At 72.4% G+C, this 26,206-nt stretch carries 24 protein-coding genes; 4 read left to right on the forward strand and 20 right to left on the reverse strand.

Annotation, left to right across the window (positions count from 1 at the left end):
* Nucleotides 1–227 precede the first annotated feature (227 nt).
* The 4 genes from ABZ861_RS07275 to ABZ861_RS07290 all read right to left on the reverse strand — a co-directional run bounded on the left by ABZ861_RS07275 (nucleotide 228) and on the right by ABZ861_RS07290 (nucleotide 6,139).
* A complete protein-coding gene (locus ABZ861_RS07275; protein ID WP_361625093.1) occupies nucleotides 228–3,107 on the reverse strand; it encodes a DUF87 domain-containing protein in 2,880 nt (959 codons plus the stop codon).
* Entirely contained in the window at nucleotides 3,091–3,834 is a 744-nt protein-coding gene (locus ABZ861_RS07280; protein ID WP_361625096.1) for a hypothetical protein, read from the reverse strand. Before ABZ861_RS07280 ends, ABZ861_RS07275 begins: the two co-directional genes overlap by 17 nt.
* Nucleotides 3,835–3,997: 163 nt before the next feature.
* Entirely contained in the window at nucleotides 3,998–5,290 is a 1,293-nt protein-coding gene (locus ABZ861_RS07285) for a hypothetical protein (protein WP_361625099.1), read from the reverse strand.
* A gap of 237 nt (nucleotides 5,291–5,527) precedes the next feature.
* Nucleotides 5,528–6,139, reverse strand: a complete 612-nt coding sequence (locus tag ABZ861_RS07290; protein WP_361625102.1) for a hypothetical protein — start codon at nucleotides 6,137–6,139, stop codon at nucleotides 5,528–5,530.
* 693 nt (nucleotides 6,140–6,832) lie between these two features.
* Between ABZ861_RS07290 and ABZ861_RS07295 the strand changes: the two genes are divergently transcribed.
* Together ABZ861_RS07295 and ABZ861_RS07300 are read left to right on the forward strand one after the other, a co-directional pair.
* On the forward strand, nucleotides 6,833–7,549 hold the full coding sequence (locus ABZ861_RS07295; protein WP_361625105.1) for a response regulator transcription factor: 717 nt from the start codon (nucleotides 6,833–6,835) through the stop codon (nucleotides 7,547–7,549).
* Between the two features lie 43 nt (nucleotides 7,550–7,592).
* Nucleotides 7,593–8,801 (forward strand): ATP-binding protein, encoded by a 1,209-nt coding sequence (locus ABZ861_RS07300; protein WP_361625108.1) that lies wholly within the window; start codon nucleotides 7,593–7,595, stop codon nucleotides 8,799–8,801.
* Between the two features lie 21 nt (nucleotides 8,802–8,822).
* Here the strand turns inward: ABZ861_RS07300 and ABZ861_RS07305 are convergent, their stop codons facing one another.
* The gene (locus ABZ861_RS07305; RefSeq protein WP_361625111.1) at nucleotides 8,823–8,954 is read right to left on the reverse strand and encodes a hypothetical protein; all 132 of its coding nucleotides are present in this window, start codon (nucleotides 8,952–8,954) and stop codon (nucleotides 8,823–8,825) included.
* 56 nt (nucleotides 8,955–9,010) lie between these two features.
* Nucleotides 9,011–9,463 carry a MarR family transcriptional regulator gene (locus ABZ861_RS07310; protein WP_361625114.1) on the reverse strand — a complete coding sequence of 151 codons (453 nt, stop codon included), beginning with the start codon at nucleotides 9,461–9,463 and terminating at the stop codon, nucleotides 9,011–9,013.
* A 109-nt stretch (nucleotides 9,464–9,572) separates the two neighbouring features.
* Between ABZ861_RS07310 and ABZ861_RS07315 the strand changes: the two genes are divergently transcribed.
* Both ABZ861_RS07315 and ABZ861_RS07320 read left to right on the forward strand, forming a co-directional pair.
* On the forward strand, nucleotides 9,573–10,877 hold the full coding sequence (locus ABZ861_RS07315) for a multidrug effflux MFS transporter (RefSeq protein ID WP_361625117.1): 1,305 nt from the start codon (nucleotides 9,573–9,575) through the stop codon (nucleotides 10,875–10,877).
* Nucleotides 10,874–11,857, forward strand: a complete 984-nt coding sequence (locus ABZ861_RS07320) for an amidohydrolase family protein (RefSeq protein WP_361625120.1) — start codon at nucleotides 10,874–10,876, stop codon at nucleotides 11,855–11,857. Before ABZ861_RS07315 ends, ABZ861_RS07320 begins: the two co-directional genes overlap by 4 nt.
* A gap of 140 nt (nucleotides 11,858–11,997) precedes the next feature.
* Here the strand turns inward: ABZ861_RS07320 and mgtE are convergent, their stop codons facing one another.
* From mgtE to ABZ861_RS07390, 14 genes are all read right to left on the reverse strand, one after another.
* Entirely contained in the window at nucleotides 11,998–13,353 is a 1,356-nt protein-coding gene (gene mgtE, locus ABZ861_RS07325; RefSeq protein WP_361625123.1) for a magnesium transporter, read from the reverse strand.
* Nucleotides 13,354–13,853: 500 nt separating this feature from the next.
* The gene (locus ABZ861_RS07330; protein ID WP_361625126.1) at nucleotides 13,854–14,600 is read right to left on the reverse strand and encodes a VOC family protein; all 747 of its coding nucleotides are present in this window, start codon (nucleotides 14,598–14,600) and stop codon (nucleotides 13,854–13,856) included.
* A gap of 273 nt (nucleotides 14,601–14,873) precedes the next feature.
* Nucleotides 14,874–16,058, reverse strand: a complete 1,185-nt coding sequence (gene aroC, locus ABZ861_RS07335; protein ID WP_361625129.1) for a chorismate synthase — start codon at nucleotides 16,056–16,058, stop codon at nucleotides 14,874–14,876.
* Between the two features lie 66 nt (nucleotides 16,059–16,124).
* On the reverse strand, nucleotides 16,125–17,072 hold the full coding sequence (gene metF, locus ABZ861_RS07340; RefSeq protein WP_361625132.1) for a methylenetetrahydrofolate reductase [NAD(P)H]: 948 nt from the start codon (nucleotides 17,070–17,072) through the stop codon (nucleotides 16,125–16,127).
* Entirely contained in the window at nucleotides 17,069–18,037 is a 969-nt protein-coding gene (locus tag ABZ861_RS07345) for a carbohydrate kinase family protein (protein WP_361625135.1), read from the reverse strand. The genes metF and ABZ861_RS07345 overlap by 4 nt, the downstream gene beginning before the upstream one ends.
* A 1-nt stretch (nucleotide 18,038) precedes the next feature.
* Nucleotides 18,039–19,202 carry a methionine adenosyltransferase gene (metK, locus tag ABZ861_RS07350; protein ID WP_361625138.1) on the reverse strand — a complete coding sequence of 388 codons (1,164 nt, stop codon included), beginning with the start codon at nucleotides 19,200–19,202 and terminating at the stop codon, nucleotides 18,039–18,041.
* 130 nt (nucleotides 19,203–19,332) lie between these two features.
* Nucleotides 19,333–19,953, reverse strand: coding sequence for an NAD(P)H:quinone oxidoreductase (gene wrbA / locus ABZ861_RS07355; protein WP_361625141.1), 621 nt, complete (start codon nucleotides 19,951–19,953; stop codon nucleotides 19,333–19,335).
* An 8-nt stretch (nucleotides 19,954–19,961) separates the two neighbouring features.
* The gene (locus ABZ861_RS07360) at nucleotides 19,962–20,513 is read right to left on the reverse strand and encodes a flavin reductase family protein (protein WP_361625144.1); all 552 of its coding nucleotides are present in this window, start codon (nucleotides 20,511–20,513) and stop codon (nucleotides 19,962–19,964) included.
* A 30-nt stretch (nucleotides 20,514–20,543) separates the two neighbouring features.
* Nucleotides 20,544–21,182, reverse strand: a complete 639-nt coding sequence (phzG, locus tag ABZ861_RS07365; protein ID WP_361625147.1) for a phenazine biosynthesis FMN-dependent oxidase PhzG — start codon at nucleotides 21,180–21,182, stop codon at nucleotides 20,544–20,546.
* Nucleotides 21,183–21,192: 10 nt separating this feature from the next.
* Complete coding sequence (locus ABZ861_RS07370; protein ID WP_361625150.1) at nucleotides 21,193–22,029, reverse strand: PhzF family phenazine biosynthesis protein; 837 nt, start codon at nucleotides 22,027–22,029, stop codon at nucleotides 21,193–21,195.
* Nucleotides 22,014–22,397, reverse strand: a complete 384-nt coding sequence (locus tag ABZ861_RS07375; protein ID WP_361625153.1) for a hypothetical protein — start codon at nucleotides 22,395–22,397, stop codon at nucleotides 22,014–22,016. Before ABZ861_RS07375 ends, ABZ861_RS07370 begins: the two co-directional genes overlap by 16 nt.
* On the reverse strand, nucleotides 22,387–24,300 hold the full coding sequence (locus ABZ861_RS07380) for an anthranilate synthase family protein (RefSeq protein ID WP_361625156.1): 1,914 nt from the start codon (nucleotides 24,298–24,300) through the stop codon (nucleotides 22,387–22,389). Before ABZ861_RS07380 ends, ABZ861_RS07375 begins: the two co-directional genes overlap by 11 nt.
* Nucleotides 24,297–24,920: an isochorismatase family protein gene (locus ABZ861_RS07385; protein WP_361625159.1), complete on the reverse strand. Its 624-nt coding sequence runs from the start codon at nucleotides 24,918–24,920 to the stop codon at nucleotides 24,297–24,299. Before ABZ861_RS07385 ends, ABZ861_RS07380 begins: the two co-directional genes overlap by 4 nt.
* A 43-nt stretch (nucleotides 24,921–24,963) precedes the next feature.
* Nucleotides 24,964–26,148 (reverse strand): 3-deoxy-7-phosphoheptulonate synthase, encoded by a 1,185-nt coding sequence (locus tag ABZ861_RS07390; protein WP_361625162.1) that lies wholly within the window; start codon nucleotides 26,146–26,148, stop codon nucleotides 24,964–24,966.
* Between the last annotated feature and the right edge of the window lie 58 nt (nucleotides 26,149–26,206).

The raw sequence follows: 26,206 nt of genomic DNA on the forward strand, positions 1-26,206 counted from the left end.
TCCGCCCATCGGACTGGTCAGCGCTCGAATCGCCCCCCGGCCCAGGCGGAGGCATGTCAGGCCGCTTACCCGAATGATCTGCCTGACTCGCTTTTTCTCCGGGAAAAGTGAATTCGGTATCACCTTTGATGCTTTTTTCTTCGCCGTGCTCACTCACGGTATTTCCTTCCACTGCTGATTTCCTGTACTAGATCCAATTTCGCGACAGACCCAAGATCCTGCAGAGCTCACGATGTGTGTTTCCGGTAGAGCCGGATCCAGGGCAGGATGTCGTTCCGGTAGGCGGCGCGGCTGGTGTGGACGAACACGCAGGCTTCGTAGTCCGCTGTCTCGGCGGGGGTCGCGTCGTGGGGGGCGAGGGGGTCGGCGGCGTCGCGTATGAACGCGGTCATGTCTGCCCACCAAGGGCCGCGATCTTCGGCCCGGTCCGGATAGCCGCCGATCCGCTTCCGGAACGCGAGTGCGTGTTCCGCGGTGGTCACCGTGGCGGCGCGGGTGCGGAATTGGCAGCGGTGGGTGCAGCCTTCGCATTCGGGGAAGGGGGCGAGGGCCTGGTCGATGGCGGGTTCGCTGGTGGTGACGGCTTCGAAGCGTCGGCGGAGTTCGGTGTCGTCGGCGAGGGGTGCGCGAGGGAGGCCGGCGGTGCGGGCGGCGTCGGCGCGGACGTCGGGGACCTGGATGAGGGCGGGCCGGTCGAGGGCGTCGTGGTGGGCGAAGGCGGTGAAGGGGGTGAGGGCGGCGGCGTAGCGTCTCTGGTCGTCGGAGAAGCGCATGGCCGATCCGACGACGGTGCGGTCGTCGTCGGCGGGCAGCCGGTGCATGATCTTGAGGTTGGTGTTCTTGTAGGCGTCCTCGACGAGTTTGCCGGGGACCTGTTCGACGATGACCAGCGCTTCGCCGTACTTGCGGTTCTCCGCGAGGGTGTTGACGAACGCCTGGGCGGCGCGGGCTTGGGCGTTTCCTTCCTTGGCGTCGCCGCCGGTGACGGGTTTGCCGAGCAGGCGGTGGGCTTCCTCGATGACGGTGACGTGGGCGAGTCCGCCGCCGGAACGGGTGGCCTTGTAGTGCTCGGTCATGGTCTGCAACAGGAGCGCGGTCAGGAGGGACTGTTCCTTCTCGTTGTCGCCGACGCCGGCGAGTTCGACGACGACCGGTCGCCGCAGCAGGTGGTCGACGGGGTAGGAGTGGGTGCAGTCCAGGGTGGTGGCGCAGGCGCCTTCGGCGAGGGACTCGGCGCGCAGGCGGGAGGCGGCGATGATGTTGGAGCGGACGTCGCCGGAGTAGTCGAGGTTCTCGGTGGCTTCGTGCATGCGGGTGACGAAGTCGGTCAGGGTGGGCCAGTTGCCGTCGTGGCGCGGTGCGGAGATGTCGGTGGTGACGATGCCGCGGCGGGCGTAGGCGGCGCGCAGGGCGCGGTTGTAGATGGCCGGCAGCGGGTCCCACAGGCCGAAGGCGGCGTCGAAGCAGGCCAGCAGCGCGGCGATGTGCCCGCTGATGCGGACGCCGTGGGGTACGGCGAAGGGGTTGAGCCGCAGGGGCGCGACGCTTTCGTCGCCGACGGTGAGGACCAGCAGGTCCTCCATGCCGGGGCGGGTGGCGAGCCAGCGGTAGTCGTCCAGGGCGGTGTTGACCGGTTCCAGGACGAGGAAGGGGATGCGGTGGTCGCGCCAGAGCTGTTCGCACAGGGCGAGGCTGGTGTTGGTCTTGCCGGAGCCGGTGGCGCCCACCAGCAGGGTGTGGCGGGTGAGGGAGGGCAGTTCGACGCCGAGCGGGCCGGTGGGCCGGTCGTCGACGAGTTGGCGGCCGAGGACGAGGTGGGGGCCGGTGGGGGTGTAGGCGGTCTCCAGAGCCATGCCGGGGCGGCGGACGGGGAAGCCGGGCATGTGGCCGTGCACGGCCAGCGGGAAGCGCAGGACGGCGCCGGCCTCGCGGGTGTCGGCCAGTTCGGCGGTCAGCCGGATGACGGGGGGCGGCGGTGCGGGCAGGTCCCGCAGGTAGGCGGTGTCCCAGCGGCGGTGGTCCAGGGTGACCACGTTGTGCCGCGCGATGCCGACCTCCTCGCCGACGGGCCGGACGACGATGTGGGCGGGGCCGTTGAGTGCGGGCCTGCGTTCGGAGTCCTCGGTCGCCCGCTCCGGTGGGGACATCACCGAGGCGACGAGTTGGGTGAGCGCGTCGGTCAGCGGGGCGGGCGAGGCGAGGGTGACGCGGGTGCGGAAGGCGCGGGCGGGGTAACGGCGGGCGGCGTCGGCGTACCAGCGGGCCGCGTCGACCGCGAACGCCTCGGGCGCCAGGTCGGCGCCCTGGGACCACAGGCCGTCGGGCTGCCGTCCGGCGGTGGCCAGCCGTCCGTAGGCCGTGGCCAGTTCGTGCAGGGCGATCCCGAGCTCACCCCGGTCGTCGTAGGGCGCCAGCCCCACTGCCAGCAGGACCGGTTCCGGGTGTGTGGCCAGTACCTGCCACAGGGGTTCCCAGGAGGGGGCGGCGGCGGAGAAGGGCTGGACGGCCAGGTAGTGGTCGACCCCGGCGTCCGGCCGGTTGGGCCGGCCCGGCCGGATCCGCTTGCGGATGTCGGCCAGGCCGGCCGGGTGCGGCGTGAACGGGGCCAGCCACGCGGTGAGTTCGTCGGTGTCGGTGATCTCGGTGGCCTGGACGTGGCGCGGGGTGCGGGCGAGCCGGGCGCGCAGAGCCGAGGCGGCGGTGACCGCCTCGGGTTCGCTCGGGGCGGTCACCCGGCCCAGCAGGGCGCACGAGATGCGCTGCGTCGCGGGGTCGTTGCGGTAGCGCAGTTCGACGCGGGCACGGCGTGCGTGCTCCCACTGGCCGGCCAGCCACGCCGCCTCCGCGGCGGCGGCCTTGACCAGGCGTTCCTGCTCGGGCAGGTCGGCGTACTCGCGGGTCTCGGTCAGGTCCGCCGCGGCGTCCACTCGCACCGCGACCCAGGCCGTGACCGCTCCCTCGCCTTGGGCGAGCAGCAGGCCGGGCGCGCCGGCGGGAACCGCCCCGCCGGCCGGGCTCGGCGCGAGGGCGGCGGGGCGCGGTGGGACGGCCGGAGGCTTGAGGGCCGGTGCGCCGGTCGTGCGGGCGCCGTCACGTCGTAGGCGCATCGGGGTCGTCCAGGTCGAGGATGGGCAAATCGGTTCCGAAGGTCGCGGCCAGCGGGACGTCGACGCCGTTCATGGCCGCCTCGGCGCCCTCCAGGACCGCGGAGTGCACCGCTTCGCGCATGGCCCGCACCTTCTCGGTGCGCAGCATCTGGTTGACGTCGCCGGAGCGCCCCCCGATGCCGCCCAGGAGGTCCTTCCAGATCAGGTCCTTCCAGTAGGTCCGGATCAGGACGTGGCGGCGGCGGTTGCGGTACATCGACCAGCCGATGTAGAGGCTGGTGCCGTAGGCGAAGACGGTCACGTAGATCTCGTAGGACCGGTCGCGGACCAGCAAGCGGTTGTTGACGACCTCGCGGGTCAGGATGTCGCTGCGGATCCGGGTGGGCTTGGCGCGGACCGGGATGTGCCGCCGGTCCAGGGCGGCGAAGACCGCCGCGTACGCCGAGGCCGCCGCGTCGGCCCGGTCCTCGATCACCGCCCGGTACTCCGAGATGGCGTCGGTCTCGATCGGCAGGAACTGCAGGATCGTGATCAGCAGCCACCACACGAGGAGCTGGTACCGGGGGGCGGTGGGCACGAAGGTGAGGCCGTGGGCGTGGAAGGGGACCACTACCAGGTTGACGACGATCGCGACGGGCAGGAAGGCGAGCGTGCCCAGCACCAGTGAGGACAGCGCGTTGTAGAGCACCCACTGGAAGGAGACGGCCTCGCTGAGGCCGGTCTCCACCGGCAGGTATCCGGGTCGCTGCGCGGGGAAGGGGCTGGCTCCGGCGGCGGCCCATCGGCCGGAAGGCGGAGCTGTCGCGGAGGGCGGCGGAGGAGTCATCGGAGTTCTCCTGTCGGTTGCGCGCGGCTGAGGGGCGGTCGGGTGGCGCCGGCGGGCAGCGCGGTCACTGGAAGGTGACGGCGATCCCGTCGGCGGCGGAGGCCGCGGCGCCCTGCACGTCGAAGTCCAGGTCGCCGGTGGTGTGGGCGGGTGTGCCGAAGTCGTCGTAGGCAGCGCTGTAGTGGACCCGCCCCTGGTGACCGTCGTCGCTGAAGTCGGCCTCGCCCGCGTCGCTGGACATCGAGTCGGGATCGGCGGCGGTGACGGTCAGGGTGGGGTAGCCGGAGATGCTCCAGGTGATGGCGGTGACCTCGCCGGGAACGGCGGTGAGCGCGTTGAAGGGGCAGCCCTTGGGGGCGCCGTCGTGGGAGGCGGCGCAGGCGTCGAGGGCCTGTCTGACCTCGGTGGTCACCAGGGCCTGTGCGCCGGGGAGCAGGTGCGGCTTCCCGAGGTCGGCGGTCAGTCGCGGGCGGTCGGGAGTGCTGTCCGGGTCGGTCCGGGCGGTGGCGCGCTGCGCGGCCAGCAGGGAGGTGGCGGGAACGGACGCGGTGTAGGCGCCGGGCAGTACCCGTAGCGGCGAGGAGGCGGCGTCCGCGGGAACCGGGATCCCGTTGACGGTCACCGTGCGGCCCGCCGCCGCGGTGAGGTCGAGACCGAGGAACGGGTCGTCCAGCCGGTAGCGGGAGTCCGCGGCGGAGCCCTTGCCGACGCCGAGGGTCTGCCGGACTGTGCGTCGGTGCACCTGGTAGGTGACCTCCACCTGCGTCTCGGACATGCCGCCGAAGCCGACCTCGGTGCTGCGCACGACCTTCAGCCCGGTGGGGCGGTCCGACGCCGCGGACAGCGCCTTGTCCACCAGCAGCGGGCTGTCGCCGGTCGCCGGCGCGTTCGACGGGTCCACCAGGGCGAGGGCGTCTGCGACGTCGCCGCGTGCCAGGTCGGAGAAGTACTTCTGCACGGTGGACGTCGCGGTCACCGGAGCGGGACGGGTGATCTCGTACGCGCTCACACCGGCGGTCAGCGCGACGGCCGTGGCGGCGGCGATCAGCGCGGTGCGCCGGCTCGGCCTGCGCAGCCGCAGGGCCGGCCGCGCGCTGTGGTCGGACAGGTCCAGCACCAGCCCGGGACTCGCCTGCCGGGTGGCCGGCGCCTCGGCGGCGAGCCGCGGGCCGGGGCCCGGCGCCGGGACGGCCGGGGTCGTGGGCGCCGCGGACGGCGCGTGGGCGGGCAGAGGAGGAGGCGTCGGCACGTCGCTCGTCGTGACGTGGCCGCACGCGGGGCAGAGCTTGTCGTGCGACGCCAGTGGCGCCTGGCACCGGTCGCACCTCAGAGCGGTGTTCGGTGTGGTGTGGTTCATGGCTCCCCCTCGCCTGTACGTCATCGGGTCGTCGAAGGACGCGCGGTCTGTTCCGGGCGGCGACCGAAGGCCGCGGCGCCCGCCTCCGGCCGCGATCCGGCGTCTGGAACTGCCAGAAACGTACGAGCGGGGCTGGTCGCGGAAACAGTCGGCCGGGTGTCGGCTGTTCGCACCACAGCGGTCGCACCACAGGGGCCGAGCGGGCTTGTGGCGCATTCTGGGATGAGGTCCTTGCGTCTAGAGCGGGCCCGTGGGCGGGGCGGGTCGCGTCTGGGAGTCGAACGCCTCGGGGTCGTCGACCGCCCGGCCGTAGCGGGTCGCCGGGTCGTCGCTGTGGGCGCCGTGGAAGCAGGAGACGGGCATCCAAGTGCGCAGGGCGGTGAGGGCGGCGGGCAGCCAGCGGGTGTGCCACTGGATCCGGGCGGTGCCGCTCGCGCCCTCGTCGGCGGCATTCCAGGCGTCGTACAGCGCGAACACGACGTCCGCTGCGGCGCGGTGGCGCCACCAGCACGCGGGCAGGTCGTCCGCCAGTGGGTAGCGGGTGTGCAGCCACTCCAGCCATGCGGCGACCGCCGGCCACGAGAGCCGAGCGTCCGGAACACGCCGGTCCGGCCCGGCGCGTGGTGTGCCACGCGCGCCGCCGCGGTCATCCGTCGCCCCCGCGACCTCGTCCAGCCGACTGGTGAGCGTGCCGAACGCCCGGTCGACCTCGGACAGCAGCAGGTGCACGTCCTGGCGTAGCTGGTCGATCTCCGTCTGCTGCCGTTCGCTTTCGCGTGCGACCGCGTCGAGCCGACGCAGCGATGCGGCGTGCAGGTCGTCGGCGTCCCCCGTGCCGCGGCCGGTCACCGTGCTCCCCGGCGCCCGGCCGATGGCCGCCGGACAGCGTCCGGTTGGGCCCGCCCCAGGTGACGGCGGGTGCACGCCGCGGCGGCCGCGGGACCAGGGGACGCCGGCCGCGCCCTGCCGGGCCCGCCGACCCGGCGGGCGATCGACGACCGGGCTGCCCGGGGAGGCGTGCGCGCACCGCCGCGCCCGGCGCCTTCCTTCATGGCTGGTCTTCGGTGGCCGGTGCCGCGGCGGTGCCGACGCATCGCATCCCCTGTCGCGCTCGGGTGGTCGGATCGAATCCGCTCAGCGTGGCGCGCTCCCCACCCGTGGCAACAGTCGGCTCTTCACAGGACACCTGGCGTGTGGTGCACCTGTCGTGCGCGCCCTTCGCATCGTCGTCTCCGTCGGGTCAGGGACGGCCAGGGGCGTGAAGCGGGCGCTGTGCGGCGGCCGGGAGAGAGCGGGGGCTGTGCGGCGGCCGGGAGAGAGCGGGCGCTGTGCGGCGGCCGGGAGAGAGCGGGCGCTGTGCGGCGGCCGGGAGAGAACGGGCGCTGTGCGGCGGGCCGGGAGAGAACGGTGAGACCCGTCACCGGCTGTCCCGGGGCAGGAGCGCGCGAGCGGTCGGACTCGTTCTGAACTCGATTGCACATCATTGCCGTTGGGCGTAGCGGACTCTTGCCCTGCCGCTCATCGCTCCGCCAAGGTGACCTCATGTCAGATGTCATTCGGATAGCGATCGTGGACGACCATCCACTGACCCGTCACGGGGTGGAGTCGATCCTGCGGGAGCAACCGGACTTCGAGGTCATCGGCTCCTACGGCGACGCCGGGGCGCTGCCGGACCCGGCACGCTTCGACGTCCTGGTCCTGGACCTGTACCTCGGGACCGACGAGCCGTCCCTCGACGTGGTCGAACAGTGGGCGGGACAGGCCAGGGTGCTCGTGGTCTCGGCCTCGGGCCGGGCCGCCGACGTCGTGGCATGCATCCGCCTGGGCGCGAGCGGCTACCTCACCAAAAGCGCCGGCACCGCCATGTTCGCCTCCGCGGTCCGCACCGTCGCCACCGGCGGCTTCGCCCTGTCACCTCAACTGGCGGACATCCTCAGCGGGGAACTGGCACGCGAGCGGCGGATGCGCGGCGGCCGCCCGGCGGCCTCCGCCGCGGCCGGCGGCACCGACCGCCCGGAGCTTTCCCCTCGGGAGGAAGAAGTCCTCGGGCACATCGCTCACGGCTACACCCACGCGCAGATCGCCACCCGCATGAAGCTCGGCAAATCCACCGTCGACACCTACGTCGAGCGCATCCGTCACAAACTCCAGGCCGGCAACAAGGCGGAACTCACCCGGCTTGCCATCGAACGCGACAGCGCAGGGCACGGGCCACCCGCTCACCCGCAGGCCACGGCCATGGACACGGACCCGCGGTGACCACTTCTCCAGCCGGCGCCCTCCGCTGCGCCCGCCTCGCGCGGTGACCGCTCCCGTGACCCAGGCCGTCACGCCCTCCGCCGCCCCTGCCGCCGAGTCCGCGCTGGCGCGGGTGGACCGCCTCGAAGTGCTCATCGCGATCCTCGCCAAAGCCTCCGGACTGGCCAACATCCTGATCGCCCTGCTGTCGGTGGGGTCGCGATTCCCCACCCTGACCGGGCCGCTGCTGCTCGCCCTCGCGGTGACCGCCGAGACGATCATCCTCTGCGGCTACGTCCACCACCGGGGCCGTCTGCCGCCCCGGCCGGTCGCCGCCGACACCCTCTTCTGCGCCACGGCCCTGACCGCCAACGCCGCGCTGGAGGCATCCGACGCCCAACTCCTGCACACTTGGGGCTTCTTCGTCTATCCCTTCAGCGTCATCAGCCCCGTCCTCATCGGCGCCTGCTTCCGCCGCTTCCCGGTGATGTACGCCTGGAGCGCGCTGCTGGGCCTGACCTACATCACCGTCTCCACCATTCTGACCGGCGAACCGGCATGGAACGCGGCGCCCAACTCCGTCACCTACTTCGTGGTCGGCCCGATCGCCTGGCTCATCGACCGCGAACTGCGCCGCACCGCCCGGTCAGCGGACGACAACCGGGCCGAGGCCGTCGCCCAGGCCGCCATCGCCGCCAAGGAACGCGAACGCGCCCGGCACCAACGCCTCCTGCACGACCGCGTCCTGCAGACCATGGAACTCCTCGCACAAGGCCGGCCCCTGCCGCCCACCAGGATCGCCGAGGAAGCCGTCTGGCTGCGCGCCCTGGTCGACGGCGCCGACCCCGAACAGCCCGGCGACCTCCTCACCGCCCTCAACGTCCTCGTCCAACGCCACACCCGCGACGGCCTGACCGTCGGCCTGCTCGCCTCCGCCCTCCACCAACCCGACAGCACCCACCACACCCTCACTCCCGACGCCACCGCGGCCCTCCTCGGCGCCACCCACGAAGCCCTCACCAACATCCGCAAACACGCCGGCGCCGACCACGCCGTCCTCCACGCCACCGCCGACACCGGCCACGTGACCATCAGCGTCCTGGACCACGGCCGCGGCTACGACCTGGCCACCACCACCCCCGGCACCGGCCTCACCCACTCCGTCCACGCCCGCATCCACGAAGCCGGCGGCACCGTCACCATCGACACCGCCCCCGGGGAGGGAACCCGCATCGAACTCCGCATCCCCTTGACCGACCCACTTCGCCCCTGATCACCCGTCAGCCCGAGACCATCACTGGCCGAACTGAGGGTCGGGGGTCATGACGTCGATGACGATGTCGGGTGCCGGATGCCCTGCGGCGCGGATGTCGCGGACGAGCGCGGCGACCGCGGATTCCACCAGGAAGGTGCGGCGCGCCCTCACGTGGGGGGGGCGAGGTCGTCGGCAGCCAACAGATCTCTGCGACCTGCGCGACCTGTTCAGTCGCGACGCGCACCGCTGCGGGTGCGGTCGAGGAGGTGCGACTCGATGCGTCGGAGCGTGGTGATCACCGCGTCCGTCTCCGCGGGGTCGGGCACGGTCTCGTCCAGGAGGCGGCTCCAGGCGTCCTGAAGGGAACCCAGGTTCTCGCCTGCCTTCTGCGTCGGATACAGGCGCACCCGCCGTGCATCGTGAGGGTCGGCTTCGCGGCGCACCAGGCCCTTCTCCGCCAGCTTGCGCAGCGCCCGGCTGAAATTGCTGGAGATCAGCTTGGTCGCCTCGGCCGCCTCGGTCGCCGTGGCCCCGGGCTGGTGGTCGATGAAGCGCATGACCGCCGCCTCCAGCGGCGTCCAGGGCTCCGCTGCGTCCGCCTTGGCGGCGTGAAGGTGCCGACCGATCGCCAGGATCAGGTCGGCCAGCTCGAACAGTCTGGCTTTCTGCTTCTCGTCCACGTCCTCAAGTGTAGGTTAACTGTCATTTAATAGGTATCATTTGACAGGCAACTGAATTTCGCCTAGCTTTACACCCGTATGGAAGGAATCGCCAGACAGGAGATGTGCGGTGCCGGTGTCCTCACAGGAGTCTGCGGGAAGCGAGATCACCGTTGCGATGCTCGCGACGCTCGCGGTGCTCGCCAGCGTCGCTCCGTTCGGGATCGACATGTATCTGTCGGCATTTCCGCGCATGGCGGTGGACCTGCACACGAACGCCTCAGCCATCGGACTGACGTTGACCGCATTCCTGCTGGGGCTGACCGGCGGGCAACTGGTGTTCGGACCGGTGTCCGACCGTCACGGGCGGCGGGGGCCGTTGCTGGTCGGTTCCGCCGTGCTCGTCGCCGCGAGCGTCCTCACGGCGTTCGCCCCGACCATCGGCGTCCTCTTGGCAGCGCGACTGCTGCAAGGAGCGAGCGCCTCGGCCGGGATGGTCATCGGCCGCGCGGTCATCGCCGACCTGGAGACAGGCCGTGCCGCGGCGCGCGCGTTCAGCATGATGATGATCGTGAGCGGGGTGGCGCCGGTGGTCGCTCCGTTGCTGGGCAGCGTGCTGATCGGTGCGATCGGATGGCGAGGCGTACTCCTGGCGGTGGCCGTTCTGGCCGTGGCCATGCTCGCCGGTTCCGCCGCGATCGTGCGCGAAAGCCTGCCGCCCGAGAAGCGCGGCACGGGCCGCCGAGGCGGATTCCGCCTGCTGGGGCGCCGGGCCTATCTGTCCGCTACGGGGACGCTGGTGTTCTCCTTCGCGGTCCTGATGGCGTACATCTCAGCGTCGCCGTTCGTGTATCAGACGGTCATCGGCGTCGGCGCCGTCTCCTACGGTCTGCTGTTCGCGCTCAACGCGCTCGGCCTCGTGGCGAGCAGCGCGCTGTCATCCCGGCTGCTGCGCCGCGCCGACCCGCACCGCGTCGTGGCCGTCGGCATCGCCTGGCTGCTCCTGGCCTCGCTCGCGCTGCTCGCGCTGGCGCTCCTGCCCATCGGACCCGTCTGGCTGACCGTGCCCCTCTTCTTCGCGGTCGCCTCGCTGGGCTTCATCCACGGCCCGGCCACCGCCCTCGCCCTCGATGCCGTGCCCCAGGCGGCCGGCGCCGGATCGGCCGTCGTCGGAGCAGCCCAGTTCGGTCTCGCCTCCCTCATCACCCCGGTCGTCAGCCTCGCAGGCCCCCACACGGCCCTTCCCATGGCGGCCGTGATCGCCGCGCTCGCCGTCCTCGCCGCCGCCTCGTACGCGCTGATCCCCCAGAGCGCGCCCGCCTTGCCGTCCCCCTCCACGGCCGGCGAAGCAGCCGACGAAGTCCCTCGCCCTCGACACACCTCCACCGACGCGCAAAAGCTCGCTACCGTGACACGGAAGGAACGCCGACCATGACCCTCATCGGCATCGAAGAACACTGGATGCTGCCGGAGCTGACCTCCGCCCTCAAAGCCGTCGCCCATCCGGATGAGAGTCTCGCGTTCAATGAGCGGGGCGACGCCCTCCAGCGGCTGGAGGACCTCGGCGCCGGCCGGATCGCCGCCATGGACGCCCAGGGCATCGACCTGGCCGTCCTCGCCCTCACCCCGCCGGGAACCCAGGCGCTGCCCCCTGAGGAGGCAGTGGCGCTCAGCCGCCTGGCGAACGACACCGCCGCCGAGGCGGTCAGCGCGCACCCGACCCGGTTCCGGTCGCTGTCGACCCTGCCGATGTCGTCCCCGCGCCACGTCGCCCAGGAGCTGGAACGCGCCGCGGCCCAGGGTCACGTGGGAACCATGGTCTACGGCCGGTCCGGCGACCGGTTCCTCGACGATCCCGCCTACGAGGACTTCTTCGCCGCCGCCGCCGACCTGCGCCAGCCGGTCTTCATACATCCGCAGATCCCCTCCGACGCGCTGCGCGACGCCGCCTACCGGGGCTTCGACCCCATGACCGACCTCGGGCTGGCCACGTTCGGCTGGGGCTGGCATCTGGAAGCGGCGACTGCGGCACTGCGGCTCATCCTGCGCGGCGTCTTCGACCGGCGCCCCGACTTGCAGATCGTGCTGGGCCACTGGGGCGAGCTGCTGCCGTTCTGGCTCGACCGGGCCGACAGCCTCTCCCGGCTCGCCGGCCTCCAGCGCCCGGTCTCGGACTACATCCGCACCAACGTCTTCCTCACGACCTCGGGAATGCTCAACCCCGCCCTGCTGCACCACGCCCTGACGGTGACGACCACCGACCGGCTGATCTTCTCCACCGACTACCCCTTCCAGCAGCCCAGCCGAGCGGAGATCGACGCCTTCTTCGGCCACCTCGCCACCGACGCCGACCGGCACAAGGTCCGCTCCGCCAACGCCGCCGCCCTCTTCGGCATCGACCACACCGCACCCTGACCGCCCGCCCAGCCCACCTCGGCACCACCCGCCCTCGACACCACCCGCCTGAGACGACGAAGCCCTCGCGAGAGATCGCCCCACCGGCACGGAGACGACGCGACATGTCGCAGCACGTGCGGGGACCGGCCTCCCTCCGGTCAGATCCCCAGCACCGCACGGGCGGTGAGGAAGTAGATCACCAGTCCCGTGGCGTCCACCAGGGTCGTCACCATCGGGGCCGACACCACCGCGGGGTCGATGCGGAGGCGTCGGGCCAGCAGCGGCATGGCGCCGCCGACCGTCGCCGCCCATCCGCAGATGATCACCAGCGCGACGCCGACCACGACCGCGATGCGCGCGCCCACGAACAGCGTGCCCAGCACCATCCCGAGGGCCGCCAGCATCGTTCCCAGCACCACGCCCACCCTGCACTCGCGCCAGATGACCGCCGGCAGATCGGTGACGCGCACTTCGCCCACGGCCAGCGCCCGGACCGCGGCGGTGGCCGCCTGCGCCCCCGCGTTGCCGCCGGTGCCGATCAACAGCGGGATGAAGATCGCCAGTTGGGTGACCTTCGCAAGGGTGTCCTCGAAGACCTCCGTCACCGTCACCGTGAGGGTCGCCGCCAGCAGCAGGAGCAGCAGCCACACGACGCGGTAGCGCGCCAACTGCCACACGGACGCCGCCATGTAGTGCCCCATCCACGGAGCGGACCCGGACTGCAACGCGACGTCCTCCGTGTCCGCCTCCTCGATGACCTCGACCGCGTCGTCGATGGTGAGCAGCCCCACGAGCCGCTCCTCGCTGTCGACCACGGGCAGGGCCAGTGCGTTGGTCTCACGCATCAGACGCGCGGCCTCCTCGGCGGAGTCAGCGGCGTGCGCTCGGGCGGCGCCCGTGACGACGTGGTCCGTGACGACGTCGGCAGGCGCGCTGAGCACCAGCTCGCGCAGGGTGACCACGCCGGTCAGGCGGCGCCCCGAGTCCACGACCGGCAGGGTGTAGACCGTTTCGGCGTCCGCGCCCCTGCTGCGGACCTCCCGGAGTGCCTCCCGCACCGTCATCCGAACATTGAGAGCGATGACTTCCGGGGTCATGTACCGCCCGACCGATCCCTCGGGGTAGCCGAGCAGCGCGGCGGTCACCTGCCGCTCGCGCACGCTGAGCCCGGCCAGGACCCTCCGGACCACCTTGGCGGGCGCCTCGCGCAGCATGCGCACCCGGTCGTCGGGGTCGAGCCCCTCCACCAGTTCACGGAACGCCACGTCCCGCAGCCCCATCAGAATGGCCTGCTGGTCCACGGGCTCCAGTTCCTCGAAGACCTCGATGGCCTGGTCCTTGCCCAGCAGCCGGAACGCGACGACCGCGTCCACGGCGTCCATCCGGGCCAGGTCGTCGGCGATCACGTGCGGAGGGCGCCGCCACAGCAGGTGCTGTGCGTCGCGCAGGTCGTGGCGTTCCAGGGCGTCCTTCAGCTCGGTGGACGGTTCGTCGGGCAACTGGGTGTGCGTCATGGCGGGATCACCTCGGCGGGACGGAGGGGCGGGGCATGCTCTCCTGCTCGAAGGCGCGCACCGGAGCCCGTCACCCGCCCGGACGAGGTTCAGCCGTGAACCGTCACGGCACGCCCAGGTGTGGGGCGGCGGTACGCGGGCGCTGACTGGGAGGCTCGCTCTGCACGGCGAACCACCTCCTTCCGCGTACGAAACGTCTTGGACCAGCCGCGGACCAGCACCGGACCACCAACGGACCAGCAACGGACCAGCAACGGGCCCGCAGGCAGATCGTGCTCACGACGACGGACACGCGCGAGCTGTGCGGCCGATCTGCGGGGTTTCTTCCGTGCCGGATCGGTCGGCTGAAGGATGCGTGCAGATGATCAGGGCCTCGAAGCGACGACGAGCCGCGCCGCACCCCCACCCCCACACCCGCATGGGCAGGCAAGCCCCAGCGACAGGCAGGCGGCACCCCGGCGGGACGGGGCGCCCAGGCCCGCCGGGGCGGCCCGCCGCCGTCAGGCGTGTTGGACCAGGGCGAACGTCACGCCCGCCGGGTCCTTGAGCAGGACGACGCGTCCGACGCCAGGCGTGTCGGCGGGCTCGGACACGACGGCGCCGCCCAGTGCGACCGCCTTGGCCGCCGCGCCGTCGACGTCCTCGACGCCGAAGTGCAGCGTCCAGCCGACCGCGCCCTCGGGCCCGCTCGTGATGCCGCCGAACGGCGCGACTCCGCCGACGAAGGTGAGGTGAGCGGCGGCGCCTCCGGCCGGGGGCGCGGCGGCGGTCCAGCCGAAGACCTGGGCGTAGAACGCCTCGGCGGCGTCGGCGTCCCCGGTGCTCAGCCCGAACCAGGACAGCGCGCCGGGCTCCCGCACCAGTCCGGAACCGGGGTGCTTGTCCGGCTCCCAGGCGCCGAACACCGAGCCGTCGGGCGCCTCGTAGACGGCGGCGCTGCCGGCGACCGAAACCTTGCTGGGCGGGCTCACCACGCGGCCCCCGGCCTCCTCGACGGCTTTGGTCGTCCCCTTCAGGTCGTCCGACATGAAGTAGACGCTCCAGCCAGCCGAGTGCTCCTGCCCTTCCTTGAGCTTGACCGCTCCCACGATCTTCTCTCCGCGCAGCGTGAAGTTCACGTAGCCGCTGGGGAGTTCGACGGCGTCCCAGTCCAGCAGGGCGCCGTAGAAGGTGCGGGCGGAGGCGACGTCGGGGGTGTCGAGGTCCGCCCAGCACGGTGCGCCGGCAGGGTGACGGGTGATCTTCATCGGTTCTCCTCGGGTCGCGACGGTCGATCGTCAGTCAGAGTGGCCGCGTCGCACGGCAGGGCTCCAGCGACAGCCGGCAACTCGTCGGTTCCTTCCGTCCCTCGGGTCCTTTGCGAAGAATTCGTCCGTCGCCCTCCGGCGAGTGCGTCGACGACGACGCGAGCGACTTCGTGGGCGGCACGCTGTGCGGCAACCGGGCGGGGCTCGCTCCCGGGCGCCGCGATCCGGTGAACCCGTACGGTCACAGCGCTGGGACGACCACGGGCGCCGGGCTCATCGGATGGCCAGGGCGTCGAGGTACGACCGGACGTTGCGGCGGGTCTCGGCGACGCTGTCGCCGCCGAACTTCTCCGCTACCGCGTCCGCCAGGACGAGGGCCGCCATCGCCTCGGCGACGATGCCCGCGGCGGGGACGGCGGACACGTCGGAGCGCTGGTGATGCGCCCGTACCGCCTCGCCGGTGGTGACGTCCACGGTCCGCAGGGCCCGAGGGACGGTCGCGATCGGCTTCATGGCCGCCCGCACCCGCAGCAGCTCGCCGGTGCTCAGCCCGCCCTCGGTGCCGCCGGAGCGGCCTGAAGCGCGCTTGACGCCCTCGGGCGTGCCCACGATCTCGTCGTGCGCCTTCGAGCCGGGCGCCCGCGCCAGTTCGAAGCCGTCGCCGATCTCCACGCCCTTGATCGCCTGGATGCCCATGAGCGCGCCGGCCAGCCGGGCGTCCAGCCTGCGGTCCCAGTGCACGTGCGAGCCGAGGCCCACGGGCACCCCGTAGGCCAGGATCTCGACCACGCCGCCGAGGGTGTCGCCGTCCCTGTGGGCCTGGTCGATCCGCGCGACCATCGCCTTCGACGCGTCCGCGTCCAGGCTGCGCACCGGGTCCGCGTCCAGCCTGTCCACGTCCGCCGGTGTGGGGTACACCCCCGGCGGGGCCTGCACCGAGGCCAGCTCCACGACGTGGCTGACGATCTCGACGCTGGCCGTCTCCTTCAGGTACGACCGGGCCACCGCACCCAGCGCCACCCGGGCCGCGGTCTCCCGCGCGGACGCACGCTCCAGGATCGGGCGGGCCTCGTCGAAGCCGTACTTCTGCATGCCCGCCAGGTCGGCGTGACCGGGGCGGGGGCGGGTCAGCGGGGCGTTGCGGGCCAGGCCGCCGAGGACGTCCGGGTCGACCGGGTCGGCCGCCATGACCTGCTCCCACTTCGGCCACTCGGTGTTGCCCACCATGACCGCGACCGGGGAGCCGAGGGTCAGGCCGTGCCGGACGCCGCCGAGGAAGGTCACCTCGTCGCGCTCGAACGTCATGCGCGCACCGCGTCCATGGCCGAGCCGGCGCCGGGCCAGGTGGTCCGCCACCATCTGCGTGGTGACGGGCACCCCGGCGGGAAGGCCCTCCAGCGTCGCGACAAGGGCGGGACCGTGGGACTCGCCCGCGGTCAGCCAACGCAGCCTGCTCAACGATGCTCCTCATTCGACTCTTGTACAGAAAACGGAAGTTGCGGTGCCGGACGCGGTGTCCCGTGATCAAGTGAGCGATTCCGGGGTGCGGGGCGGTGTGCGGGGCGGTGCGGGCAGGCGCAGTCCGCGGTGGATGTCCATGGCGGCGGACGACTGGTTGAGGGTGATGTAGTGGAGTCCGGGGGCGCCCTCGTCGAGCAGCCGCTGGGCGAGTTCGGTAGCGTGGTCGACGCCGATGCGGTGGGACTCGGCGGGGTCGTACTGCGCGGTCCGCAGGCGCAGCGCGAGGTCGTCGGGGAACGTCGCGTCGCTGAGGCGGGCGAAGCGGGCGATCTGTGCGTAGCGGGTGGCGGGCATCAGGCCGGGGATGACCGGGGTGTCGCACCCGGCGGCGGCGAGCCGGTCGCGCAGCCGGAGGTAGTCCTCGACGCGGAAGAACATCTGGGTGACGGCGTAGTCGGCGCCGGCCCGGCACTTGGCCGTGAAGTGGCGGATGTCGCTGTCCCAGTCGGGTGACCGGGGGTGGCGTTCCGGGAAGGCGGCGACGCCGATGCTGAAGGCGCCGCACTGCCGGATGAGTTCGACCAGCTCGGCCGCGTGCCGCAGGCCGTGGGGGTGCGGGGTCCACGGGCCCTGCGGGTCTCCGGGCGGGTCTCCGCGCAGGGCGAGGACGTCGCGGATGCCGGCGTCCGCGTAGCGGCCGATGATCGCGCGCAGTTCGGCCGTCGAGTGCGCGACGGCGGTGAGGTGGGCCACGGGGCGCAGCGTGGTGTCCTCGGCGATGCGCTGGGTGAGCGCCGTGGTGCGTTCGCGGGAGGTTCCGCCGGCGCCGTACGTCACCGACACGAAGGACGGGTTGAGCGGCTCGACCCGGCGCAGCGCGTCCCACAGCGCGCGCTCCCCTTTGCCGGTCTTGGGAGGGAAGAACTCGAAGGAGTACGAGCGGCGGCCTGCCGCGATCAGTTCGGCCGGGCCCTTGCGGGCCCGCTCGGTCACCGGTGCGGGCGCTGTCATACGGTGTCGCCTCCCGGCGGGGTGTGCGGTCCGTACGCCGCGGTCGTCAGGTCGCGCAGACGTGCGGCGGTCGTGGTGTAGGTCTGGGTGCCGACGCAGGACAGGGCCTGGGCGGCCAGCGCCGAGCCCGACTGCGCGCACCGGGCGGCGCCCTCGCCCGCCGCCAGGGCGGCCAGGTATCCGGCGCGGAAGGCGTCGCCGACGCCCGTCGGGTCCGTCGCCTCGGCGGTCGCGACGGCGGGGACGTCGAGCGGGGGGTCGTCTGCGCGTTCGACGCGGCTGCCCTTCTCGCCGAGGGTGGTGACCCAGACGCCGACACGGCGCAGGACGTCGGCGTGGGACCAGCCCGTCTTGGCGAGGAGCAGCGCGTGTTCGTACTCGTTGGTGAACAGGTGGTCGGCGCCGTCGACGATCTCGCGGATCTGGGGGCCGTCGAGCCGGGCCAGTTGCTGGGACGGGTCGGCCGCGAAGCGGATGCCGTGGGCGCGGCACGCGCGCGTGTGGCGGAGCATGGCGGCCGGATCGTCGGCGCCGATGAGGACGAGGTCGGCTCCTCCGCCTGGGCGCAGGGCGTCGAGGAGGTCGATGTCGGCGGCCTCGGTCATCGCTCCCGGGTAGAAGGAGGCGATCTGGTTGCCGTCCGGGTCGGTGGTGCACAGGAAGCGGGCGGTGTGGCGGGTGCGGGAGACGCGGACTCCGGAGACGTCCACGCCGAGCGCGGACAGCCGCTGTCCGTACGGGGCGAAGTCCGCGCCCACCGCCGCTGCCAGCAGCGGACGGTGGCCCAGTCGCGCCAGGCCGTAGGCGATGTTCGCGGCCACCCCGCCGTCGCGGATCTCCAGGGCGTCGACCAGGAAGGAGAGCGAGACGTGGTCGAGGCGGTCGGCGAGCAACTGGTCGGCGATGCGGCCGGGGAACGTCATCAGGTGATCGGTGGCGATGGAACCGGTGACGGCGATCCGCATGTCAGGCCCCGGCCGCTTCGCGCAGGGCGTCGACGCGGTCGGCGCGCTCCCAGGTGAAGTCGGGCAGCTCACGGCCGAAGTGGCCGTACGCGGCCGTCTGCGCGTAGATCGGACGGAGCAGGTCGAGGTCGCGGACGATCGCGGCCGGGCGCAGGTCGAAGACCTGCCGAATCGCGTCCTCGATCGCCGTGTCCGGCACGGCAGCGGTGCCGAAGGTCTCCACGAACAGGCCGACCGGCTCGGCCACTCCGATGGCGTACGCCACCTGGACCTCGCAGCGGCGGGCGAGTTGCGCGGCGACCACGTTCTTGGCGACCCAGCGCATCGCGTACGCGGCCGAGCGGTCCACTTTGGAGGGGTCCTTGCCGGAGAAGGCGCCGCCGCCGTGGCGGGCCATGCCGCCATAGGTGTCGATGATGATCTTGCGGCCGGTCAGGCCGGCGTCGCCCATCGGGCCGCCGATCTCGAACCGGCCGGTGGGGTTGACCAGGAGGCGGTAGCCCTCGGTGTCCAGTTTGACGCCGTCGTCCGCCAGCCGGGCGAGTTCGTGCTCGACGACGTGGGTGCGGACGTCGGGGCCGAGCAGGCCGTCCAGATCGACGTCCGCGGCGTGCTGCGCGGAGACGACGACCGTGTCCAGACGGGCCGCGCGGCTGCCCAGGTACTCGACGGTGACCTGGGTCTTTCCGTCCGGGCGCAGATAGGGGGCGATGCCCTCCTTGCGGACCTGGGTGAGCCGCTGCGCCAGCCGGTGGGCGAGTTGGATGGGCAGGGGCATCAGTTCGGGCGTCTCATCGCAGGCGTACCCGAACATCAGGCCCTGATCGCCCGCGCCGCCGGTGTCGACGCCCTGGGCGATGTCCGGGGACTGGGCGCCGAGGGACACGGACACCCCGCACGACCGTCCGTCGAACCCCTTCTGGGACGCGTCGTAGCCGATGTCGAGGATGGCGTCCCGGACCAGGCCGGGGATGTCCGCGTAGGCGGTGGTGGTCACCTCCCCGGCGACGTGCACCTGCCCGGTGGTGATCAACGTCTCCACGGCGACCCGCGCGCGCGGGTCCTCCTTGAGCAGGGCGTCGAGGACGGTGTCGCTGATCCGGTCGGCGGTCTTGTCGGGGTGTCCCTCGGTCACGGACTCCGAGGTGAACAGGCGGCGGGACATGGCTCTCCCTGGGGTCGCAGCGGCTGCTGACTGATGAAGGGCGGTGCGAGAAGGCGTGAGGGCGTCGGGCCGGAGAGCCGCCCGGGGGAAGGAGAGGCTCTCCGGCCCTGCTGGGGGGGGTGAGGGATGGTCAGAGGGCGGCGGTGGCGGTGACGAGTGCTCGGGCGAGGCGCACCACGCGTTCGGCCTGGACGCGGGCCGCGTTGCGGGTGACGTCGCCGACCGGGACGGCGCCGCCGGCGTCGTGGTGGGCGGTGCCGTAGGGGTTGCCGTCGACGAACTTGTCCGGGTGGGTGAAGCCGGGGGCGACGACGATGCCGCCGAAGTGGTGGAAGGACTGCATGAGGGCGAGCAGGGTGGACTCGTTGCCGCCGTGCGGGCTGCCGGTGGAGGTGAAGCCGCTGTAGATCTTGTCGGCCAGCTCGCCTCGCTTCCAGGCGCCGCCGAGGGTGTCGAGGAACTGCTTGAGCTGGGCGGCGATGTTGCCGAACCGGGTCGGGGAGCCCAGGAGGACCGCGTCGGCCCAGACGACGTCCTCGACGGCGGCGAGCGGGATGCAGGCGGTCGCCGCCGCGTGCGCGGCCCACGCGGGCTGGGACGCGACGACGTCCTGCGGCGCCAGTTCCGCGACCCGGCGGAGCCGCACCTCGGCGCCGGCCTTCTCGGACGAGTCGGCGATCTCCCGGGCGATGTCGGCGACGTGGCCGGTGGCGGAGTAGTAGACGACGGCGACCCTCACGGCGGTGTCCATGCCCGTGCTCACCAGTCCGCCAGGTGAAGGGACAGCAGCGGATCCGGCAGGTCGAGCGCGGAGGCCGGGTGGGTGAACGTCCGGCCGTAGTAGACGAGCGGGGTGCGGTCGTCGTCCGCATGGGTGTCCAGGACGCGGCCGACGAGGATGCTGTGGTCGCCCCCGTCCAGGACGGCGTGCAGCGCGCAGGCGAGCCGGGCGCACGCTCCGGGCGAGCCGGGCAGGCCCAGCTCACAGGGCACGACGTCCCCTTCGACGTCTCCTTCGGCGAACCGGTCGGCGCCGGACCGGGCGAAGCGGAGCGCGACGTGGTCCTGGCCCTGTGCCAGGAGGTTGACCAGGAAGCGGTCGGCGGACGTGAACGCCTCGTGCGTGCTGGCGGTCTTGTTCAGGCAGACCAGCACGAGGGGCGGGTCCAGGGACAGGGAGCTGAAGGAGGTCGCGGTGAATCCCCAGCGCCGGCCGGCGCGGTCGACGGTCGTGACCACGGTCACCGGTCCGGGAACCCTGGACATGACGTGGGTCAGGGCCGCGTGAGCAGTGCCTGCTGTGCCGTTCATGAGGCGATCACCCTCCGGGTGGCGAGCGGATCAGGGCTGGAGGCGGCTCGTACGCCACCCTCGGTCGTCGCGGTCGTAGCGCAGCCTGCGGTGCAGTCGGTCCGCGTCGGCGCACCAGAACTCCACGGCGACCGGGGCGAGCAGGTATCCGACGAAGCGTGCGGGGCGCGGCAGCGGTGTGCCCGGGGCCGCGAGGCGGTCCGCCTCGGCGCGCAGAGCGGCCGCGTCCGGCAGGGGCTCGCTCTGCCGGGAGGCAGCGGACATGGAGTGCAGGGGGATCGGCCGGCCGGACCAGAGGGCGTCGGAGTCGGCGTCGCTGAGGGGAGCCACCGGGCCGGAGAGGACGAGCTGCTGGCCGGTCTCGCGCCAGTAGAGGAGTCCGGACGCCCAGCCGGTGGCGGCGATCTCCCGGCCCTTCTGGCTGGTGGAGTGGCTGGTGAACACCAGCCCGCGCGCGGTGACGTCGGTGACGGAGACGACGCGGTTGGAGGCCCGTCCCCGGCTGTCGGCGGTCGCGAGCGCCAGGGCGCGCGGTTCGCGCACCTCGCGTGCGGTCGCCTCGCCGACCCATCGCCGGACGAGGTCCATGGGCTCGGCCGGCGGGGCGTCGTACTCGGGGAAGTCCAGGTCGACTTCGCCGGTGAGGCTTTCGAATCGGCTGCTGTTCACGCGTTCCTCGCTAGACGTAGAGGGCGCCGCGGGCGGCGACGACGCCGTGGCCGCCGACCTCGACCGTGCGGACCGTCTCGCCGGCGCCTTCGGCGGTGGCGAGCATCAGGGACGGGCGGCCCATCTCGACGCCCTGGAGGATCTCCAGCCGCTGCCCGTAGTCGGCGAGTCGGTGCCGGGCCAGGTGGACGGCGAGGGGGCCGGCGGCCGAGCCCGTCGCCGCGTCCTCCACCACGCCGTAGGCGGGCGAGAACATGCGGGTTCGCCAGTTCGTGCCCGAACCGGCGAAGCAGTTGGCGGCCATGTCCGGGAAGCGGCCGAGGGCGCGGTGGTCGGGCCGGAGCGCGGACAGGGCCGCGACGCTCGGGAGCCCCACGAAGACGTGCCGGGGGCCGTTGCGGTAGATCTCCACGGGCGCGACGGTCTCCTCGACGCCGAGCGCCGCGAGGAGTTCCGCACGGTGCTCGTACGTCTCCCAGGTGGGGACGGGCTGTCGCATCCGCACGGTCGTCACGCCGTCGTCGTCGGCGGCGAGTTCGAAGGGGATGACGCCCATGGCGGTCTCCAGCCGCAGCCGGTCCTCCTTGAGCGTGCCCCCGAGCGCGACCGCCGTCCCGAGCAGCGGATGGCCCGCGAACGGCAGTTCGTTGACGGGGGTGAAGATGCGGATGCGGGCGTCGCCGCCCTGCTCGGGCGGCAGGACGAAGGTGACCTCGGAGAGGTTCATCTCGCGGGCGATGCGCTGCATCAGGTCGGTGGTCAGGGCGGCGGCGTCGAAGAAGACCGCCACCGGGTTGCCCTCCAGCGGCCTGCGGGCGAAGGCGTCGACGACTATGTATTCCAGCACGGTGATGCGTCCCCCGGTCGAGGTGCGGTCTCTGAGGCGGTGGCCGTGAACACGGGTCCGAGTCCGGCGAGTTCGGGCAGCATGTGCATGCCCTCGACGGTGGCCTCGACGTCGAAGCAGGTCCGGTGCGCGGGCGGGCGGCCGATCAACTGCGCGGCCCGGTTCGGCGGCAGGTCGGCGGGGCGGTCCGCCTCCCAGAGCATCACCGCGCCCCACCGGTTGCGCCGCCGGTCCGCCATCCAGAACTTCAGTCGCAGCCCCGGCACGTCGCGCCACGCGGCGGCCGCGCCGTCCCGCAGGTGCTCCCGCAGGGTGTCGATGGTCTGCGGCGTGCCGTCGAGGTCCCACCAGGCGATGTCAACCCGCACGGCCGAGCACCTCCTGGATGGCACGGCCCAGGATGCGCGGCCCGTCCACGGTGAGCACCGACTCGGCGTGGAACTGCATCGAGGCGAAGCCGGGGCCGCGCAGGGCGTGCACCTCGCCGGTCGCCGGGTCACGGCTCACCTCCACGGGCCCGATCCCCGCGATGTCCTGCTTGTCCTCGCTGCTGTGGGCGGCGAACGTGTTGTAGAAGCCGACCCGTTCCCGGCTGTCGAAGAGGTCGATCTCCCTTTGCACGCCCTGGTTCGGGACGTCCCGTCGGATCAGGTCGAGTCCGAGGCTCAGGCTGAGCACCTGGTGGCTCAGGCACACGGCGAGGAAGGGCCGCTGCTCGGTCAGCAGGCGGTCGACGGCCGAGCGGAGGCTGCGGATCTTGCGGTCGTCCGCCGCGCGGGGGTCTCCGGGACCCGGGCCCATCACGACGAGGTCGTGGCCGTCGAAGGCGTAGGGGTCGTCGTACTGACTGACCGTGACCTTGAGTCCGAGAGAACGCAGTTGAACCTCGATCATGGCGGTGAAGGTGTCCTCCGCGTCGATGATCAGAGCGTTCAGCCCCTCCAGCCCTGTCACCGCCGGCTTCTGGCAGGTGCTCTCGTCGAGCCAGAACCGGGCGATGCCGCTGTTGCGCCGGGTCAGCGCCGCGCGGATGTCCGGGTGCGTGCCGTAGCGCGCGGCGCGTCCAGTCTCCAGGGCGCCGAGGAGCACGGACGCCTTGGCCCGGGTCTCGGCGACCTCGGAGTACGGGTCGGAATGGCGTACCAGCGTGGCGCCGACTCCGATCCGCACCGTGCCCTGGGCGTCGATGTCGGCCGTGCGGATGAGGATGGCCGAGTCGAGGGTGCGCTCGCCGCCGGCGTCCCGGCCGATCAGCGCGGCCACACCGCTGTAGTAACCGCGGCCCGCGGGCTCGTACTTGCGGATGATCCGGGCCGCGCTCTCCAGCGGGCTGCCCGTGACGGTGGGCGCGAACAGCGTCTGGTGCAGGATCTCGCGCACGTCGCGGTCGGTGCGCCCCTCGATGAAGTACTCGGTGTGGGCCAGCCGGGCCATCTCCTTGAGGTAGGGGCCGAGGACACGGCCGCCGCCGTCGCAGATGCGGGCCATCATCTTCAGTTCCTCGTCGACGACCATGTACAGCTCGTCGGTCTCCTTGCGGTCGGCGAGGAACTCGGTGACGCCTTCGAGCGTGGGACCGGCCGGCGGGTATCGGTAGGTGCCGCTGATCGGGTTCATGACGGCGGCGCCGCCGCTCACCGAGATGTGCCGCTCCGGGGTGGCGCCCACGAAGGTGCGCTCACCGGTGTGGATGACGAAGGTCCAGTACGCGCCCTGCTCCCGCTCCAGCAGGCGGCGGAAGAACACCAGCGCGTCGCGCGGCGAGTAGTCTCCGACGTCGGCCAGGAAGGACCGCTTGGCGACGAAGTTGGCGCCCTCGCCGGCGCCGATCTCGTCCGCGACGATGCGGCGCACGGTCTCGGCGTACTGCTCGTCGTCGATGTCGAAGCCGTGGGCGGTCACGGAGGTCGGGGTGTCCGGGAGCCGGAGGAGGAGTTCGGGCGTAGAGACCCGGTCCTGGGCGGTGACGGACAGGGCGATGAGGGGCGCCCCGTCGTCGGGAGCGGCGAAGCCGCGCTCGGTGATCTGGCGGTAGGGCACGACGACCAGGACCTCGTCCTCGGTCCCCGCGCTGCCGGGCGTCGAAGGGTCGGTGAGGGGGATGTCGGCCAGAGTCTCCGGCAGCGTCACGCCGCCGACCAAGACGTCCACGGTGTCCGGGACGCCGGTCTCCGGACGGTGCAGCAGGGCGAACGCGGGCGCCTGAAGGTTCAGTACGCGGTCGAGCAGGTCGCCGGCGTCTCGGACGTCGCGGCTGTGCGGCGCGGTCACTGGAACACCTCCGTCGACGGGAGGACCACCGCGCAGCGCTGGGCCGCGTAGTCCAGGGCCATGCGGTGGTGGGCCTCGGAGAAGTCGCCGAGGGCGTCGGCGGCGAGGAAGGTCTCGATGTCGTGGGTGAACGCCTCCAGCGCGGTGGCCAGGACGCCGACATGGGCGTACACGCCGCACAGCACGAGCTGGTCGCGGCCGGCGGCCCGCATGCGGGCGAGCAGGTCGGTGCGGAAGAAGGCGCTGTAGCGCCACTTGGTGAGCACCCAGTCGTCCTCGGTGGGCGCGAGTTCCGGCGTCACCTCGCGGTCGGCCGGGTCGGTGCGCATGCCGGGGCCCCAGAAGTCCTTGAGCAGGCCGCGCTGCTCGTCGGTCATCCGGCCGGGCTGCGCGGTGTACGCCACCGGGACGCCGAGGGCGGTGGCGCGCTTGCGCAACAAGGCGGCATTGTGGACGAGTTCGTCGCGCAGAGGGGCGGGCAGCGCCTGGAGGAAGTAGCGCTGCATGTCGTGGACGAGGAGGACGGCGCGGTCCGGACGCGGGGTCCAGGCCGCCACGTTCTCGGGCAGGCGCTCGGCGGTGGGCAGGGTGTACGACGCGATGGGGGGAAGGCCGGCCATGGGATCAGCTCCTTTCAGCGGGTGGCCGAGTCGGCGGGGCGCGTCAGAGGGCGTCGGCCCATGCCGTGACCAGGGAGACGGCCTGCCGGGAGTTGAGGCGCGGGTCGCAGAAGGTGGTGTGCCGTTCGCCGATCCGGCCGAGCGCCGCGGCGTCCGCGGCGCACTCCGTCACGTCGTCCGGCGTGGTCTCCAGGTGGAGCCCGCCGGCCACGCCGCCGGCCACCGCGACCGCTTGGCCGAAGTCGTGGACCTCGCGGGCCATGGTGGTCAGCAGGCGGGTCTTCCTGCCGCCGGGCGCGGTGACGGTGTTGCCGTGCATCGGGTCGCACAGCCAGATCACCGGGTGGCCCGCGGAGCGCACCGCCGCCACGAGGGAGGGAAGACGCTCGCCGACGGCGTCGGCGCCCATGCGGGAGATCAGGGTGAGGCGCCCGGGCTCGCGCAGCGGGTCCAGGCCCTCGCACAACGAGGTGATCTCCTCGGGGGTCATGCTCGGGCCGACCTTGCAGGCGACCGGGTTGACCACGTCGGACAGCAGGTCGACGTGGGCGCCGTCGATCTGCCGGGTGCGCTCGCCGATCCACGGCCAGTGCGTGGAGCCCAGCCAGCGCGTGGAGTCGCCGAGCCCCCGGATCATCGGGACCTCGTAGTCCAGCAGCAGCGCCTCGTGGCTCGTCCACACCAGGGGTTCGACGCCCGGCCAGGTGCGCAGCGCGGGGGCGCGCCAGCCGAGGTGCTCCACGATGTCGCCGGCCGCCATGTACCCGGTGAGGATGCGCAGCGGGTCGGGGCGCCTGCTCTCCGGGTCGGGCTCCGGGCTGTTGATCATGTGCCCGCGGTAGACGGGCAGCGTCAGGTCGCCGATCTGCTCGAACTGCTGCGACCGGGGCTTGGCGAACTGGCCGGCCATCCGTCCCACGCGCACCACGGGCTTGCCGGTGAGCATCTTCAGGGTGGTGGCCAGCAGGTCGAGCACGGCGGTCTTACGCCGTACGTGCCCCGGCGTGCACTCCTCGGGGTCCTCGGCGCAGTCTCCCGCCTGGAGCACGAGCGCCTCCCCCGCCGCGACGGAGGCGAGCAGCGACCTCAGAGTCTGGACGTCGTCGATCCGGACGAGCGGGGGCCGGGAGCTGAGGATCTCCCGTACCCGCTGGACCTGTGCGAGGTCGGGCCAGTCAGGCTGTTGCAGCGCCTTGGACCTCTGGATTTCGGTGAGTGCGTGTCCCACGACAATGCCCCCGTGAAGCGGAGAGGATTTACGTTCGGGTCTGGCATACCGCGCGTGC

It is taken from the genome of Streptomyces sp. NPDC046985, from assembly GCF_040644415.1.
In the GTDB taxonomy this organism is placed as follows: Bacteria; Actinomycetota; Actinomycetes; order Streptomycetales; family Streptomycetaceae; genus Streptomyces.